Origin of the sequence: Paenibacillus sp. GM2, from assembly GCF_900069005.2 — a bacterium.
Taxonomy (GTDB): domain Bacteria; phylum Bacillota; class Bacilli; order Paenibacillales; family Paenibacillaceae; genus Fontibacillus.
On the sequence record NZ_LN831277.1, the window covers coordinates 623,661 to 640,558 of the forward strand.

Genomic DNA, 16,898 nt, shown 5'->3' on the forward strand with positions numbered 1-16,898 from the left:
AAAATGGAAAAAATAAATTTTGATGAGGAACAGTTGAAGAAACGTATTCTTGATAGAATACAGTTCAAATTAAATAACAATAACCACTTAAACAAACCAATCAGTAATGACCAGAGCGAGGTTGTGTTAAAACCACTGATAGATTCTCATAACATTTTAGACGTGGAGTTTTTCTCCCATCGTAAAATTTTGGGCAAATATATTGTTAGGTTTAAAAAGATATTAAGAAAACTACTACGACCGTTATTCATGAAACAAATTCATTTTAATCAGAAAGTAATTGATCAGTTTTATATTGTTGATCGACAACAAGTTGAACAAAACAATATAAATAATGAAGTCTTTCATTCTATTTCCATAGGCATTGTAGATGATATTGTCGATGAATGTAAGATTGCTCTACAGGAAGTTGTCTCCTCTAATCTTGAGAGCATACGTAGTTACTATGAGAATGAACTGCAGGCTAAGATAAATGAACAGATGAATGAACATATAAATGAACATCTAACTCAAACAAAAGAGCAAATGAATAGAACAATGGCTCAATTATATAGGGATATTAAAAGTAGTATCTTTAGGGATTTAGCAATGTTTGAAGGCAATGGTAATGACGAGCTTAGTAGGTATCACATGCTATTAATGGCACTTAGAGAAAATCCGGAGAATATAGATATAGAAATGGAAGCAATAGCAGCTTTTGAGAGAATGAATAAAAGTAGGTTGAAAACTAATGATTCCATATAACGCAAGGATAATTCCGATTGATGAAAAAAGTAGTAGAGTTACAGCTTCAGGGAGAATTAGTTCAATTTCACTGAATTTAACTAATATAGGCGAAGAGGTTTGGTATGCATACAGTAAGGACCATCCTGTATTAATTGGCTATCATTATAAAAGTGATAAAGGTGATATCGTTGAGGGCATGCGTACGAAGTTACCGTATAATATAGCCCCCGGCGAAAGTGTACTGGTCAAATGTAATTATATAGTGTATACAAACTCAAATAAATTAGACATACAGTGGGACTTGGTACGTGAAGGCGATTCTTGGTTTAATTCTTATGGATCAAGTTCAATATTTGTTGATGTTATTTTGGAAAAACAATCCGTAGATTATGAAGAAGATATAAACGATGATAAAGCTATAGTTTGCAAAGGATTATCAAAAAAATTTAAATTGTACTCTAAGAGTAGTTCAAAAATAGTTGAATTTATTACAGGTGGATTTGTAAAAAGACACCAGAATTTTTGGGCGTTGAAAAATATCTCTTTTGATGTTAATAAGGGAGAGACATACGGTATTATTGGCTTTAATGGTTCTGGTAAGAGTACTCTTCTAAGTATTTTGGCTCAAACAAAACAACACTCTCAAGGTATTTTTCAAGTGAACGGTAGGATCGCCGCTCTATTGGAGTTAGGGGCAGGATTTCATCCTGAGTTAACTGGAAGACAAAATGTTATTTATAATAGTTATTTATACAGTATTCCAAGCCATGAAATACAAAAGCAAATGGAGGCGATCAAAGACTTCGCTGATATTGGTGAATTCTTTGATAAGCCTGTCAAAAGTTATTCTAGCGGTATGTATGTTCGGCTAGCTTTTTCTTTGGCCATTCATGTTGATCCTGATGTGCTTATTATTGATGAGGCACTTGCAGTGGGGGACGAAGTGTTCCAACGGAAGTGTTATGCTAAATTTGAAGAATTTAAGGCTTTTGGAAAGACGATTATTCTGGTAACACATGATTTAAATGCCGTTAGAGCACTTTGTGATCGGGTAGGAATCATTTACGATGGAAGTTTGATCTTTGAGGGGAACTCAAATGACGTGGTGAACTACTACCAGAAGATGTCTCTGACTGCCAACCTTCAAGTATCTAGTCAATTGGAGAAAGAAAAAGATGAAATTAGGTATGGTAATGGTAAAGCTAAAATTACTGGTTATGAATTGTGTGACCAAGAAGGTAATGCATCCACTGTTTTTAAGAGTGGAGAAAAGTTAAAAATTCGACTTAAATCAGAGGTGTTTGAAGAAATTTCTTCACCGGTTTTTGGAGTTATCATAAAAACAATTAATGGAATTGAATTGTTTGGTACAAACACTAAAATTCTTGGAAAGCAAATTGGAACTGTGAGAAATGGAACTCTTTTAGAAACTGAGATAGATCTACCAATTTATTTGAATGAGGGGACCTACTTTCTTACTTTTGGTATAACTGATCAATCAGGTAATGAGACTGTCACGATAGATAGAATGATTGATGTTACTTTCATTAGAGTTTTATCTGATATTAAATCAATAGGATTGGTAAATATGAACATAAAGGCGGGGGCTAAAATCGATGTTAAATAACAATGAGATTTTAAATAACCCAAAAATATATATTTTTTGCTTTTCTTTTAAGAAGGATAAAGATATTGAGGCAATAAAGAAGGAAGCAAAAACATATTATCAAACATATAAATTAGTTAATGAAGATTATGATTTTAAGTTTATTTCCCTTGAAGATTGTATAAAGGATAACGTAGAGGAGTATGATAACCAATTCGACGTCTATTACTGGGGAATAAATTTTAATGAATTGCTTCGGAAAGAAAAGCCGGACATTATTCATGTTTTCGCTGATAGCCTAGATGGATATTATTTATTCGAGCGGAATTACCCTAATTTCCCGATTACCACTCTATATACCATAACTGGAATGATTGGATTCCATAAGTATGATGAAGGTTATCTTATACATTTAAGACATGCAGTTGATGTGGGTAATCTATATTTATTTGTAGAATCAATTACTGTAAAACAGGAATTTGAAAAGATAGGCTTGCAGACTCATTTGATGCTTCCACGAGTTAAAAAAAGTGCTATAAAAAGTAATCAAAAACAATCGAAACGTAACAACTTTACAATTGGCTTTGCTTCCTCACCACTATCAAAAGATATTTGGGAAGATAGAGGGATTTATTTGTTATTATCAGTAGCTCAGCAACTAACAAATTATAAATTCAAGGTTGCTTGGAGATATGAAGGATATGATGAACTAATTAGTTTATGTGAAAAGAATGAAATTAATAATATTGAAATTCATAATGGTCATTTAGATATGGCTGAATTTTATAATAATATTGATGTTATGTTAGCACCATATACATCTCAGTCAAACAATCATTCTTGCCCACTATCTATTGTAGAATCAGTACTCATCGGAATTCCTGCTTTAGTTACAGAGTATGTTGGTTTAAAGGATATAGTAGCTCACTACCAACTTGGAGTTATTTCCCAAAGTAATAGTGAGGATTTGATAACTAAACTTGAAGAATTAAAACATAACTACGACTTTTATAAAATGAATGTTGTCGCTCACGGAGAAGAATTATTTGACATCGAGAATCTAAATAAAAGCTACATGGGAATATATGACCAACTTGCTTACCAAACCTCGTCGCCAACGCTAAAGGATTGGCAAAAGGAATTGGATGATAATAATATGTTTTTAGTTATGGATCGCAATGGGATGACCAGTTATTATAATGATTCTTTTATAGCTGAAAATTATGATGAGTCTAGATTCTCAGACTTTCCTATGAGAACTTATGATAAGCTTGAGAGAAAGGCCGTCGATATATTTATAAAGAGGTTCTCTCCAAAACAAATTGGCGAAAATGAAATATTAGACATTGCTTCTGGAGATGGAAGAATACTTCGGGGGTTATTGGAGTTTGGAAAAGTCACTGCTGTTGAAAATTCTTCATATATGATAGCTATTTCAGTAAGTAAGTTATCTGATACGGTGTGCTTTATAAAAGATAACTTTTTTGAATTTTCGACGGATAAGAGATTTGACATCATCACAGTTTTTAGATTTATAAGACATTTTAATATTATAGACAGAGGGACATTGTATAAGAAGATTTATGGATTGTTGAAAGATGATGGTATTTGTATTGTGGATTTCCCTAATACACAGGCAGAAACGCAACTACGCACCTCACTTAAATGGGGGTCATTCAATGTTTATGATGTTTTTTGGCATAAGTTCGAGATTCTAAGTGAACTTAATACTTATGGATTCGAGGTCTTAGATGAGATTCCAGTTGGGGAGTATTTAAACATAGGAAGAGTTTGTGATGAACTTCCACTCTCAAGAATAGTGTGTTTCAGAAAAAAACGGGTGGTTGATAAGGTATGAAGAAAAAGGTAGCAATTTGTCATTCACAAGTTCCATTTGTTCACGGCGGAGCCGAACTGTTGGTTGAATCATTATGTGCAGAACTGAAAAAAAGAGGTTACAGTTCAGAAGTTATTGCACTTCCTTTTAAATGGTATCCAAACGAGCAGTTAATTCAAAGTATGATGAATTGGAAATTTATTGATCTATCTGAAAGTAACGGAGAAAAAATTGATCTCGTAATAGGAACTAAATTTCCCTCCTATGGTATAAACCATGAAAATAAAGTTACCTGGCTGGTGCACCAATTTAGACAGGTATACGATCTGTTTGGAACAGAATACAGTCAGTACGATTTCTCACCTGAGAGTTTATCTATTAAAGAGCTTATTAATAGATATGATAATAATAGTCTTAGTGATTCACGAAAGATTTTTACAATCGCTCAGAACACAACAGATCGATTAGCTAAATACAATAAGATTGATTCTGAAACGTTATATCATCCTCCTAAGCATACGGGTTTGTACTATAGTGATAGTTTTGATAATTATATCTTATCAGTAGGTAGGTTAGATAAGTTGAAAAGAGTTGACCTTTTAATAGAATCACTTAAAAAGACCAATTCTAACATTAAATGTTTAATAGCTGGACAGGGTCCTGAACGGGATCACTTGGAACGATTAGCAGCTAAACTGGGATTAACTGATAGAGTAAAATTCCTTGGTTTTGTAGAAGATAAGAAGTTACTTGAGTTGTACGCTAATTGCTTAGCTGTCTATTTTGCACCTTATGATGAAGATTATGGGTATGTTACATTAGAGGCGTTTTTATCCTCAAAACCAGTTATTACATTGAATGACACTGGTGGGGTATTAGAATTTGTACAGAATGATATTAACGGTTATATTTTAACAAATTCCTTAGAAATTTCTGAGAAAATTAATTATTTATATCAGAATAAACAAGTAGCGAAGGAATTTGGGAATTCCGGATATGAGAAGGCTAAGCATATATCCTGGGATTATGTTATAGATCGATTAACTGAGACAATAAGATAGGGGTTTAAATATTGAGAAAGATAGCGTATTTTTCACCATTAAATCCAATTCGATCTGGAATTTCTGATTATAGTGAAGATTTGTTACCGGAGTTGGCTAAAACTTACGATATTGAGATCTACATTAGTAATGGATTTCAAATCGAGAATAATTATATTAAAGAAAACTTCGTAGTTAGAGAGTATGCCGAATTTCCCAAAAGATATGGTGAGAAGCAGTATAGTGCAATTCTTTATCATATGGGAAATAACTTTTCTGCGCATCAAGAAATTTATGATTTCATTATCAAATACCCGGGGATAGTAGTGCTGCATGATTATTCCTTGCATCATTTTTTTGCAGCTAAAACATTGGAAAAAGGTAACTTACAGGCATATCGTGATGAAATGCTCTATTGTCATGGTCAAGAAGGGCTCGACGAAGTAGATCGGTTTGTCAACGGAGTGATTCCACCGATATGGGAGAATGATTCCTTAAGATATCCTCTAAATTTAAGAATATTGGATCATTCGGCAGGTGTAATTGTTCATTCGCAGTTTGCAAAGAATCTTCTTCATGAGCAGGCGAGCTATGTACCAATTGAGGTGGTACCCATTCCAGCGCCACACATTAGTAGATTGGATGACTTGGATCTAGAGAAGGAAAAAAGCAGAAAAGAGCTTAATATTGATCAAAATGATTTTGTGATTAGTGCATTGGGATATGCGAACCCTACAAAAAGAATAGATAAGATTATTGAAGCTATAGAAATAATAAAATCCAAGAAATTAATTGACAATATTAAGTTTTATATTGTTGGTGAAATTGCACCATCATACCCACTTCAAGAGCTTGTGAAAAAAAGAAAGTTAGAAAATGAAGTGATTTTTACAGGATACGTAGAACTTGAAGACTTTGATAAATATATTGCTGCTTCAGATATGTGTATAAATTTAAGATATCCAACACAAGGCGAGAACTCAGCAAGTCTACTCAAAATATTGGGCCATGGAAAACCAGTTATAGCTACGAATATAGGATCATTTTCTGAATTTCCCGATACTATTGTCTCTAAAGTGAGTATAGGAGAAAACGAAGTATCTGCTTTAGTGAATTATATAGTTAGAATTTTTAAGACAGATAATATAAGTTTGTCAAAAGAAATAATAAAATTTGCTAATGAAAATCATACTTTATCATATTCTTGTAATAAATATATTCATTTTATTGAAGATGTCGCCCAAGGTAAGCAAATTAATATATTTTTGGGTATGCGACTATTTTTTAATAGATATACTTCAATCTACAGTTCATATTATGACAATATGAAAGACATTATTCATAATAATATCGATGAATTAAGCAATGTATTTTATTCAAAAGTAGGAGAAAACGATGTCTAAGAATTTCAAAAATATAGCGGGTTATACTCTATTATCTGCGTTACTGTCTGTGTTATTTGTAATTATTATTCTAAGATTATGGAATGCAGATATGTCAGTTCCCTTGAGCTACTCAGGGGATTCCCTTCTCACAGGGCTGATGATAAAAAGTATTATCGATAGTGGATGGTACTTAACAAACAACCTCGTAGGTGCCCCTTTTGGTCTTGAATTTTTTGACTTCACAATGTTTGATAATTTTTTTCTTTTAATAATTAAGGTATTTTCACTATTCACTTCTCAATACGCTCTTGTATATAATGTATATTTTTTATTGACGTTTCCACTGACAGCTGCTGTTTCTTTCTATATATTTAGAAAACTAAAGTTATCCACCTCTATCTCTATGTTAGGGAGTCAACTGTTTACATTTGTACCGTATCACTTTTTAAGAGGACAATCTCACCTGTTCTTATCTTCATATTTTTTTGTTCCTATTATTGTTTTTATAATTTATAAAATTTATAACTCTGAGATCAACTTTTATAGAATTAATAAGGGGAAAATTAAACTAAACTTGAGTAAAAGTAATATATTATTAGTGTTATTCTGTTTGGTATTTTCCTCATGTGGGATCTATTACACTTTTTTTTCTTGTTTCTTATTAATTATAGCAGGTACATCGTCGTGGATTAATAATAAAAAAATTCATAATCTAGTCAATGCTATTTTAATTATTGCTATTCTTGTCTGTGGAAGTTTACTGAATATTGCCCCTAATTTAGCGTACAAAGTGATAAACGGCAGTAATTCAGCTGTTGCTGACAGGAGCTTTGTAGAGTCTGAGATATATGGTTTGAAGATCTCACAACTGGTTTTACCAGTTACTTCTCATAGAATTTCTTATCTAGCACAATTGAAGGAAGCATATAATAGTAATGCTCCATTAGTTAATGAGAATGATTTTTCAAGCTTAGGTATTGTAGGGGCTATTGGATTACTAATTTCCTTAATAATGCTATTCATTAGAAAACGATTTGATTCTAGTAAGATATTGTCATTCTCAGGTGAAATGAATTTAGCAGCTCTTTTGTTGGCTACAGTCGGAGGATTCGGTACTGTATTTGCAATGACAATTTTATCAGAGATTAGGGCATATAACCGCATTTCTATTTTTATTTCATTCTTTTCAATAACAGCCTTTTTAGTAATATTAAATTTTATATTCGAAAAGATAAGAACAAAAACAAATTTATATAAAAATCTAATGCGTATTTTTGTTATGTTTGTTATGTTTGTTGGTATTTTAGATCAGACGACTAATTCGATGGTTCCAGATTATGCTACAACAAAGCAAAGATTTTATAATGATAAAACTTTCATCGGAAAAATCGAGAAGTCTTTACCTTCTGGATCTCAGATCTTCCAACTTCCGTATGTTCCGTTTCCGGAAAATCCTCCTGTTAATAATATGAGTGACTATGAATTGTTTAAGGGATATCTGCATTCAGGAAAATTACGTTGGAGCTATGGTGTGGTCAAAGGAAGAGAAGGTGATTTATTTCTAAAACAACTATCAGAAAAACCAGTTGATATTATGGTTAATGAATTATCGATTTCTGGATTTAATGGCATCTATATTGATACGTATGGATATTCTGATGGTGCGAAGGAACTCACAGAGCAATTAACCAAAGTACTTAATATAAAACCTTTAATAAGTTCTGATGAGAGATTACTTTTCTATGACCTACAGAAGTATAAAGAAAATTTGAAAAGTAACTATTCAGATAAAGGATGGGAAGAAAAAAAGTTAGAGACACTTTACCCTGTGCTCATTCGATGGTCTCGTGGAGTTTATGATCTTGAGGGTGATGATAACCATAATTGGAGATGGGCATCAAAAGAGGGGGAATTAACCCTATATAACTTATCGAATAAAGACAGAACGGTAACATTAAACATGCAATTGTCAACCAATTACCCTGAGCTGTCTAATATCACATTTGAAAGTAATGAATTTTCAGAAGAGATGCAAATTAATAATGAACCTAAGTCTTATACAATAAATATCACTATTCCAAAGGGAAGTTATAATATCAGATTTAAAAATGATGTTCAAAAAGTTTATGCAACAGATGATAGTAGAGATCTTTATTATAGAATTGAAAATTTTTCTTGTAGTTACGAATAAAGCGATTGATCGTAAAGACAAGTTATTCAGGGGTGCTTAGTTCACTTTGTTAAGTAAAAAACATAATACCATAATAATATTTATAATACTTGCCTTGCTGTTAAATGCTATCATATTATCACCAATGATTTTCAGTGGATACTATAGTGATGATTCAATTAATTCTTATGCCTATGGAATAGCTCATGAGCGAGGGATGTCAGTTTTTGAGTTTTATGCTTCAATTAATCAATCATGGATGAGTGAGGGACGCTTTTTCCCCTTAGCTTTCTATATGTATTTTCTGTTTTATATTATAAAAAGTGTAATAGTATATAAAATTTCGATTCTATTAATGGTTCTACTAAATATTACTTTATTTAGTTTTTTTATTAAAACAATAACGAGATCAACATTTCTTGGTTTAACTGCAATGTATTTGCCAGCCTGCTTTTTTCAATTTAGAATTCCACATGATCCAATTTTAGGGTTTCACTGGCTTCTAGAATTGGTATTTTCTCTAACTCTTTTATCATTAATTTCTTTGCTATTTTATTTGAGATCTACTAAGAATAATAAAATATATTATTACTCTATGAGTGTTGCGTTTTATTTAATAAGTACTCTTATATATGAAATAACATATTTATTTATTATTCTACATTTGCTTATTATTTTTTTATATTCGAAAGAAAATCTCCAAAAGAAAATAAAATTATTACTTCCATATGTTGTAGTTGTGCTTGTGATGGGGATAACATCCTTGGTATTAAGAATAAATGCCGGGATCGGAGGGTTAAATGAATTAAATGAGGGTGCCTATAATCCAAGTTTCGTGGTTAAAGATTATATAGTTCTCTTCTTCAAACAAATTATTGCTGCATTTCCATTGAGTTATATATCATTTAATCCATCAAGCTTAGTTTATATTCAAAGCATCCATTCAACTAAATTCATAATTTCAGGCTTGCTAATTATATTACTGAATTTGTTGTTTAATAAATTTGTTATGACTGTGAAGTCAGAACAAGTAAGTAGAGAAGTTAATAAAGTATTAATAGTATTTGGCAGTGCTTTTCTTATTCTACCTAACTTGCTAGTTTCTTTTTCACCAAAATATCAAACTGAAGTTAATTGGGGAAATGGTTATCTCCCGGTTTACATTTCATATTTTGGACTGATTATGTTGTGCTTACCCTTGATACTTAGAATGTTTAACTCTTTCAATGGAAAGTTAAATAGAGGTGTTTCAATTATTTTTTTTCTCATGTGTTCAACTTTAGGAAGCATAAATTATTTAAATAATAGTGTTGTAGTAGATGAGTTAAATCGAACATACTTATATCCAAGGGAGTTAGTCTTAGACGCTGTAAAAAATGGATTGTTTAGTGAGATTAATAGTAGTTCAAAGTTAATAGTTGGGAAGGCAAACCTTTGGGATACTACTGCCTTTTATAATTTGTATTCGCCTAACAAGATAATGTCTGTAACTAGTATGGATTCATATACTAATCAAGCTCTACCAGATCAATATTTCTTAAATTACGGGTATTACGAGAATGGTTTAAGTTATGCAATGATTAGTAGCCTGGATTATATATCCACAATTGACAACAAAATTCATGGTATGTCTGGTAGTGGCTTTCAAATATATATCCCGAAGGAAGAACAGGCTAAAGGTATTGTTATTGATGGCTATTGGGCTGATCCAACGATACCTGGAAGTTTAGAACCTTTTAGATTGACCTTTGATGATTTACAACCACATTTAGTAAATGGGTTAGCAACATCATTATATTCATATACCAACAATAAGAAAGAAATTGATATTAAATCTGTCAGTGTAAATGGGTCAGGGAGTTTTGGGATATCTACGTTTATTAATGAGAAGGATCGGCAGGATTTAGTGTTAATAAGTTCTAAACTAGATATTCTACATAAAGGTTTTGAAACCAGTTCATATGGAACTGGTATTGCCTTAGATAGCGTAAGTCTATTGTCAAAATTCAGCATTGAATTATTGGTGGAGCCCTTTGAGGAGCAGATTCCTTATGCACATATTTTTGGCAATCACCCTGGATATAATCAATCTGAAGGTTTTGTATTACAACAAAAGAAGGATGAGAAGAATACCTTTACCTTTAGTTATGGAAATGGAGAAAAATTTATAGATTTAGTTGATTTGGATTTGTTACCCAATGAGATAAACTATATAGTAATCTCATTTGATGTTGACAAGGTAACGATTTATTTAAATGGTTCATTGATGAATAATATTGTACTTAAGGATCATTACAAGAACAGTAGTATGCCATTTTATATAGGAAATTGGATACAAGGAGATCGCCCTTTTAACGGTGTAGTAAATGAGTTGTTGATTACTAATCGAAATATTGCAAATGAAGAGGTATTGTTAAATTGGAAAAATGTTAGTCAAAATAAATAAGGGGGGGTAAATATTCAGAAGTTAAAAAAAACACTTAAATCAACACAAAGACAATCTATAAGATTTATTGCAGTTGGTGTTTTAAATACGATAGTAGGATTCTTAGCCTTTGCAGGCTTCATTCATTTTTTATACGATAACTATTTAATTGCATTAATTTTTTCGCATATTATAGGTGTAGCACATAGTTATCTATGGAATAATAAGTGGACTTTTGAACAAAAGAAATATAGTGCGAAAAGTGCTATGAAATTTATGTCTGTTTATGTCGTAACTTTTCTAGTCAATCTATTACTTTTATTTTTATTAATTGATACAATAGCATTGAATAAAATAATTGCACAGGCAATCGCGCTGTTTTTAACTACTTTGGTAAGTTTTTTTGGACATAAATACTGGAGCTTTAATGATGTGGAAAGCCCAAAAGGAGTGCAATAATGATCGAATCTGGGAGTATCGTTTACATTAAGAACACAAAGAGTTATGCGTTAGTAAGTAGTACTGATCACGATATATTATCGGGGTATGCCTTGTCAAAAGCAAAGCCTGAAACTCTATCGGATAAGTTCCATATGGGAATTAATATTAATAATAGTGAAGGCCCTTCTTTTTTTGTAGATGTTCGAAATCAAATAAATATTGATTCGAGTGGAGCTGAATTCCATTCAGAGATAAAAAAAGAGGAATTTGAAAAGATAAAAAGACTCGATATTCTATTGAAGGTTGAAGAATATTATCAATTATTTCACTCTGACCGCAATAGTAATTTCATTCCTGGAGATTCATCAGTAGTTTATGGTGGACGTGTTTACGATGAGAAAGAAATGAGAAGCTTAGTAGATTCATCCTTAGACTTTTGGTTAACTGCGGGAAGATATAATAAGCAATTTGAGAAGGAATTTGCCGAGTATCTCGGTGTAAGATATGCTCTTCTAACTAACTCAGGATCATCTGCAAATCTCTTAGCCTTCTCTGCTTTAACATCTCCTAAATTGAAAGAAAAACGGATTAAGCCAGGTGATGAAGTAATCACAGTTGCAGCAGGTTTTCCGACAACCGTTGCTCCTATTATTCAAAATGGAGCTGTTCCTGTGTTTATTGACGTTGAGTTGGGGACTTATAACATCCTGGCTGATCAAATTGAAGGTGCGATTACTTCTAAGACTAAAGCAATTATGGTTGCTCATACAATGGGAAATCCATTCGAATTGGATAAGGTTATGGAGATAGCAAATAAGTATGACCTTTGGGTAATTGAAGATAACTGTGATGCTCTTGGTTCAACATTTAGAGGGAAGCTCACGGGAACTCATGGCCATATTGGAACTTCGAGTTTCTATCCTCCTCACCATATGACGATGGGTGAAGGTGGAGCAGTCTATACAAATAACGCTCTATTAAAAACCATTATTGAATCCTTCCGTGATTGGGGAAGAGATTGCTGGTGTCCATCTGGTTGTGACAATACATGCAATAAACGCTTCGGCTGGGAACTTGGTTCGCTACCATATGGATATGATCATAAATATACCTATTCTCATATTGGATATAATCTGAGAGTTACTGAAATGCAGGCTGCTATCGGGGTGGAGCAATTAAAGAAGGTTCCTGCCTTTGTAGATGCTAGAAAAACCAATTTCAAAAAGTTGCATGATGGACTTAAAGAACTAGAACGGTTTTTTATTTTACCAAGAGCTACCGAGAATTCTGACCCGAGCTGGTTTGGTTTTATTCTAACTGTTCGTGATGGAGCTCACTTTACTAAAAATGAGATTGTCAACTATTTAGAGTCTCAAAAAATTCAAACAAGAATGTTATTTGCGGGTAATTTAACAAGACAGCCAGCTTTTCGTGGTGCGAATTATCGAATTCATGGGGAGTTAACTAATACCGATAAAATATTAGATGATACTTTCTTAATAGGTGTTTATCCTGGATTAACTGAAACGATGATTGATTATGTGATTGAGAAAATCAAGCAATTTGTTCTTTTAAAATAATTGATGGGGGACAATGAAATGAAGGTTGTTATACTAGCAGGCGGATATGGAACTAGAATCAGTGAAGAGTCGCATCTTAGACCGAAACCAATGATCGAAATCGGACAGAAGCCTATTCTGTGGCATATTATGAAGCTTTATTCTCAACACGGATTTAATGACTTTATTATTTGTTTGGGCTATAAAGGATTTTATATTAAAGAATACTTTGCGCATTATTTTTTGCATGAATCAGATGTAACCTTTGATTTTCAAAATGGTAACCAATTGATTACTCACCAGCATACGGCTGAACCTTGGAAAGTCACCCTGGTAAATACTGGGGTTGATACTATGACTGGTGGCAGGGTCAAAAGGGTTCAGGAATACATAGGAAGCGAGCCGTTTATGTTGACTTACGGGGATGGAGTCTCGGATGTAAATATTACGGAGCTTGTTCAATACCATAAATTACATGGTAGACTTGCCACAGTGACAACAGTTCAGCCTAGCGGAAGGTTTGGTGCGTTAGAAATAAATCCAAATAATGAAGTGAAAGGATTTCAAGAAAAGCCTAAAGGTGATGGCGCTTGGATTAATGCTGGCTTCTTTGTGCTAGAGCCGGAAGTACTTAATTATATAAGCTCAGATGAAACAGTGTTTGAAAAAGAACCGCTAGAAGGCCTAGCGAAAAATGATGAACTGATGGGGTTTAAGCATGAGGGATTCTGGCAACCTATGGATACCCTTCGCGATAAAAATTATCTTGAGGAGCTTTGGAAATCAGGAAAGGCTCCTTGGAAAACTTGGGGTAAAGAGCTGGTGAATATATAATGATAGATTCTGCTTTTTGGAAAGACAAGAAAGTATTCCTTACAGGGCATACTGGCTTTAAGGGATCATGGCTTAGTATATGGTTATCTTCTATGGGTGCTCAGGTAACAGGGTATTCATTAGAACCGAATACTCAACCCAATTTATATGAACTACTTAATGTCGAAGAGCTAATTACTAAAAGCGTTATCGCTGATGTCAGAGACAGAGAGTCTCTTCAATTTGCAATGCAGGAAGCCAAGCCGGATATAGTGATTCATATGGCGGCGCAGCCTTTAGTTCGTGAATCTTATAAGAGTCCTGCAGAAACGTATGCAACTAATGTGATGGGAACAGTAAATCTGTTTGAGTCAGTTAGAATTTGTGAGAGTGTTTCGGTGGTTGTGAATGTAACGACTGATAAATGTTATGATAATAAAGAATGGGTTTGGGGATATAGAGAGGATGAGCCACTAGGAGGCTATGATCCTTATTCAAGCAGTAAAGCTTGTTCTGAGCTGGTAACCAGCGCCTACCGTAATTCATTTTTTAGTAATAAAGAGGATGGGCGATATGTGGCTGTAGCTTCTGCTAGAGCAGGTAATGTAATTGGCGGTGGTGACTGGGCTGGCGATCGATTGGTACCGGATTGCATACGCTCTATTTCATCAAATGAACCAATTATTATTAGAAATCCTAATTCCATTAGACCGTGGCAACATGTGCTTGAGCCCCTAAGTGGTTATTTGCTTTTAGCTCAAGGTCTATTTGAAAGGGGATCGGAATTTTCAAGTGCTTGGAATTTTGGGCCACGTGATGAGGATGCTAAGCCAGTCGAATGGATTGTTAAAAGATTATGTGAAAAGTGGGGGACAGAGACGTCTGTTTTCATTGACACAAATCCACAACCACATGAGGCTCATTTTCTGAAGCTTGATTGTTCTAAAGCGATTACTTATTTAAATTGGCGTCCAAGATGGAATTTAGACTATGTTATCGATAAAATCGTGGAGTTTAATATAGCATTTTCGAGGGATAAATCAAGCTTAAGAGAAGTTTGCCTCAATCAGATTAATGAATATGTAAATTCATAGAAAGGGGATCTTCTTAAATGAAGCTTTCAGACTATGTAGTAGATTTTATACACAAAGAAGGCGTTTCTCATGTATTTGAGTTTATTGGCGGTGCAATTGTACACCTGCTTGATTCAATATACATTAGAACAGATATTGAATGTGTGTCTGTAAGACATGAACAAGCAGGAGCATTTGCTGCAGAAGCCTATGCCAGAATGAATGGACGATTAGGTGTCGCAATGGCCACAAGTGGGCCGGGGGCACTAAACCTATTAACGGGTATAGGAAGTTGTTATTTTGATTCGGTTCCGTGCCTATTCATTACTGGGCAGGTTAACACTTACGAGTATAAATTTGATAGACCAATCAGACAAATCGGTTTTCAAGAAACGGACATAGTAAGTGTTGCTCAATCTTTAACCAAATATGCTGAACTAATAACAGATCCTACTAAGATTAGATATCATTTAGAAAAGGCTACCTTTTTAGCGAAGAACGGTCGACCCGGCCCTGTGCTTTTAGACATTCCCATGGATATTCAAAGGGCTCAAATAGAGCCAAATGAATTAGAAAGCTTTTATGATAGTCAAGAATATCGTGATTTAATAAGTACTAACACCAATGTTATCAACAATGGAACAATTGAGAATGTTGTTACTTTACTTAAAGAGTCAAAAAGACCTCTTGTTCTAGTCGGCGGTGGAGTTCGTCTAAGTAATGCTGTTGAAGAATTAGAAGAGTTTCTGGAGAAAACAGGTATCCCTGTTGTAAGCTCTTTAATGGGACTTGATGTTATTTCTCATTATAATTCGCAATATGTTGGCTTAATTGGATCTTATGGAAATAGGTATAGCAATCTGACTTTAGCAAATTGTGACTTATTAGTTATTTTAGGCTCTAGATTAGATAGTAGGCAAACTGGAACTAGACCTGATACATTTGCTAGAGCTGCAAAAAAGGTGCATGTTGATATTGATCCATTGGAGTTAAATAGTAAAGTAAAAGTGGATGTAACTATCCGAGCTAACATTAAGGATTTTCTTAGTAGTGTAAATCAATCAATTGATAATTCACTTAATACGGATATTAATGAATGGAAAGCTAAAATAGAATCATTAAAGGATAAATATCCGACATATTCATTTAAACCAACAGAGAATGAAATTGAACCAAATAGATTTATGGAAGTTCTCTCCATGAAGAGTGGGGAATTTGGCTCAATTTGTTTAGATGTTGGGCAGCATCAGATGTGGGCTTCGCAGTCTTTTAAATTATCAAAATCTCAAAGGCTATTGAATTCCGGTGGCATGGGGGCAATGGGGTTTGCTTTACCTGCTGCAATCGGTGCTTCTTTGGCTACAAAGAAAGAAACTTTGGTTATTGCCGGAGATGGCGGTATCCAACTAAATATTCAAGAACTAGATACAATTTCACGACTACAGCTACATATAAAAATTGTAGTTATTAATAACAATTCATTAGGAATGGTCAGACAATTTCAAGATTTATATATGGATGGGAGACAACAATCGACGGTTAATAAAAATCCTTCTTTTAAGGAGATTTTTAAAGCATACAATATACCGGTTATCCAATTAAGATCGTTGAACGACTTGGAGTTTATAGATGATTTTCTCTCCGTTAAGGGACCAGCTCTTTTAGAAGTTATATTAGAACGTAATACTGAAGTACACCCAAAATTAGTTGTTAATCGACCTGTTGAAGATATGTTTCCTTATCTAGATCGACAAGAACTTAAGGACATAATGTTAATTGATTTAGTAGAAGAAATGGAAATTCCTAAGTAAAGGGAGTTTAGC

General features: G+C 33.4%; 12 protein-coding genes. All 12 read left to right on the forward strand.

Going from position 1 to position 16,898, the window contains the following annotated elements:
• Positions 1-3: 3 nt before the first annotated feature.
• Positions 4-744: a hypothetical protein gene (locus BN1360_RS06265; protein WP_068779037.1), complete on the forward strand. Its 741-nt coding sequence runs from the start codon at positions 4-6 to the stop codon at positions 742-744.
• Positions 731-2,353 (forward strand): ABC transporter ATP-binding protein, encoded by a 1,623-nt coding sequence (locus BN1360_RS06270; protein ID WP_068779038.1) that lies wholly within the window; start codon positions 731-733, stop codon positions 2,351-2,353. Before BN1360_RS06265 ends, BN1360_RS06270 begins: the two co-directional genes overlap by 14 nt.
• Complete coding sequence (locus BN1360_RS06275) at positions 2,343-4,190, forward strand: methyltransferase domain-containing protein (protein ID WP_068779039.1); 1,848 nt, start codon at positions 2,343-2,345, stop codon at positions 4,188-4,190. The genes BN1360_RS06270 and BN1360_RS06275 overlap by 11 nt, the downstream gene beginning before the upstream one ends.
• Positions 4,187-5,230 carry a glycosyltransferase family 4 protein gene (locus BN1360_RS06280; protein WP_068779040.1) on the forward strand — a complete coding sequence of 348 codons (1,044 nt, stop codon included), beginning with the start codon at positions 4,187-4,189 and terminating at the stop codon, positions 5,228-5,230. The genes BN1360_RS06275 and BN1360_RS06280 overlap by 4 nt, the downstream gene beginning before the upstream one ends.
• Positions 5,231-5,241: 11 nt before the next feature.
• Entirely contained in the window at positions 5,242-6,612 is a 1,371-nt protein-coding gene (locus BN1360_RS06285; protein ID WP_068779041.1) for a glycosyltransferase family 4 protein, read from the forward strand.
• Positions 6,605-8,785, forward strand: coding sequence for a hypothetical protein (locus BN1360_RS06290; RefSeq protein WP_068779042.1), 2,181 nt, complete (start codon positions 6,605-6,607; stop codon positions 8,783-8,785). Before BN1360_RS06285 ends, BN1360_RS06290 begins: the two co-directional genes overlap by 8 nt.
• Before the next feature lie 46 nt (positions 8,786-8,831).
• The gene (locus BN1360_RS06295) at positions 8,832-11,210 is read left to right on the forward strand and encodes a LamG-like jellyroll fold domain-containing protein (RefSeq protein ID WP_068779043.1); all 2,379 of its coding nucleotides are present in this window, start codon (positions 8,832-8,834) and stop codon (positions 11,208-11,210) included.
• A 66-nt stretch (positions 11,211-11,276) separates the two neighbouring features.
• Positions 11,277-11,648: a GtrA family protein gene (locus BN1360_RS26375; protein ID WP_420707884.1), complete on the forward strand. Its 372-nt coding sequence runs from the start codon at positions 11,277-11,279 to the stop codon at positions 11,646-11,648.
• The gene (gene rfbH / locus BN1360_RS06305; RefSeq protein ID WP_082789962.1) at positions 11,648-13,210 is read left to right on the forward strand and encodes a lipopolysaccharide biosynthesis protein RfbH; all 1,563 of its coding nucleotides are present in this window, start codon (positions 11,648-11,650) and stop codon (positions 13,208-13,210) included. Before BN1360_RS26375 ends, rfbH begins: the two co-directional genes overlap by 1 nt.
• 18 nt (positions 13,211-13,228) lie before the next feature.
• Positions 13,229-14,023 (forward strand): glucose-1-phosphate cytidylyltransferase, encoded by a 795-nt coding sequence (gene rfbF, locus BN1360_RS06310; protein ID WP_068779044.1) that lies wholly within the window; start codon positions 13,229-13,231, stop codon positions 14,021-14,023.
• Positions 14,023-15,096, forward strand: a complete 1,074-nt coding sequence (rfbG, locus tag BN1360_RS06315; RefSeq protein WP_068779045.1) for a CDP-glucose 4,6-dehydratase — start codon at positions 14,023-14,025, stop codon at positions 15,094-15,096. The genes rfbF and rfbG overlap by 1 nt, the downstream gene beginning before the upstream one ends.
• 17 nt (positions 15,097-15,113) lie before the next feature.
• Positions 15,114-16,886, forward strand: coding sequence for a thiamine pyrophosphate-binding protein (locus tag BN1360_RS06320; RefSeq protein ID WP_068779046.1), 1,773 nt, complete (start codon positions 15,114-15,116; stop codon positions 16,884-16,886).
• The last annotated feature ends 12 nt before the right edge of the window (positions 16,887-16,898 follow it).

Excerpts from the sequence above, each read along its gene's own strand:
- rfbF (WP_068779044.1), top strand. The coding sequence starts at position 13,229 with ATGAAGGTTGTTATACTAGCAGGCGGATATGGAACTAGAATCAGTGAA.
- BN1360_RS06270 (WP_068779038.1), top strand. The coding sequence starts at position 731 with ATGATTCCATATAACGCAAGGATAATTCCGATTGATGAAAAAAGTAGT.
- BN1360_RS06290 (WP_068779042.1), top strand. The coding sequence starts at position 6,605 with ATGTCTAAGAATTTCAAAAATATAGCGGGTTATACTCTATTATCTGCG.
- BN1360_RS06280 (WP_068779040.1), top strand. The coding sequence starts at position 4,187 with ATGAAGAAAAAGGTAGCAATTTGTCATTCACAAGTTCCATTTGTTCAC.
- rfbH (WP_082789962.1), top strand. The coding sequence starts at position 11,648 with ATGATCGAATCTGGGAGTATCGTTTACATTAAGAACACAAAGAGTTAT.
- BN1360_RS06275 (WP_068779039.1), top strand. The coding sequence starts at position 2,343 with ATGTTAAATAACAATGAGATTTTAAATAACCCAAAAATATATATTTTT.
- rfbG (WP_068779045.1), top strand. The coding sequence starts at position 14,023 with ATGATAGATTCTGCTTTTTGGAAAGACAAGAAAGTATTCCTTACAGGG.
- BN1360_RS06265 (WP_068779037.1), top strand. The coding sequence starts at position 4 with ATGGAAAAAATAAATTTTGATGAGGAACAGTTGAAGAAACGTATTCTT.
- BN1360_RS06320 (WP_068779046.1), top strand. The coding sequence starts at position 15,114 with ATGAAGCTTTCAGACTATGTAGTAGATTTTATACACAAAGAAGGCGTT.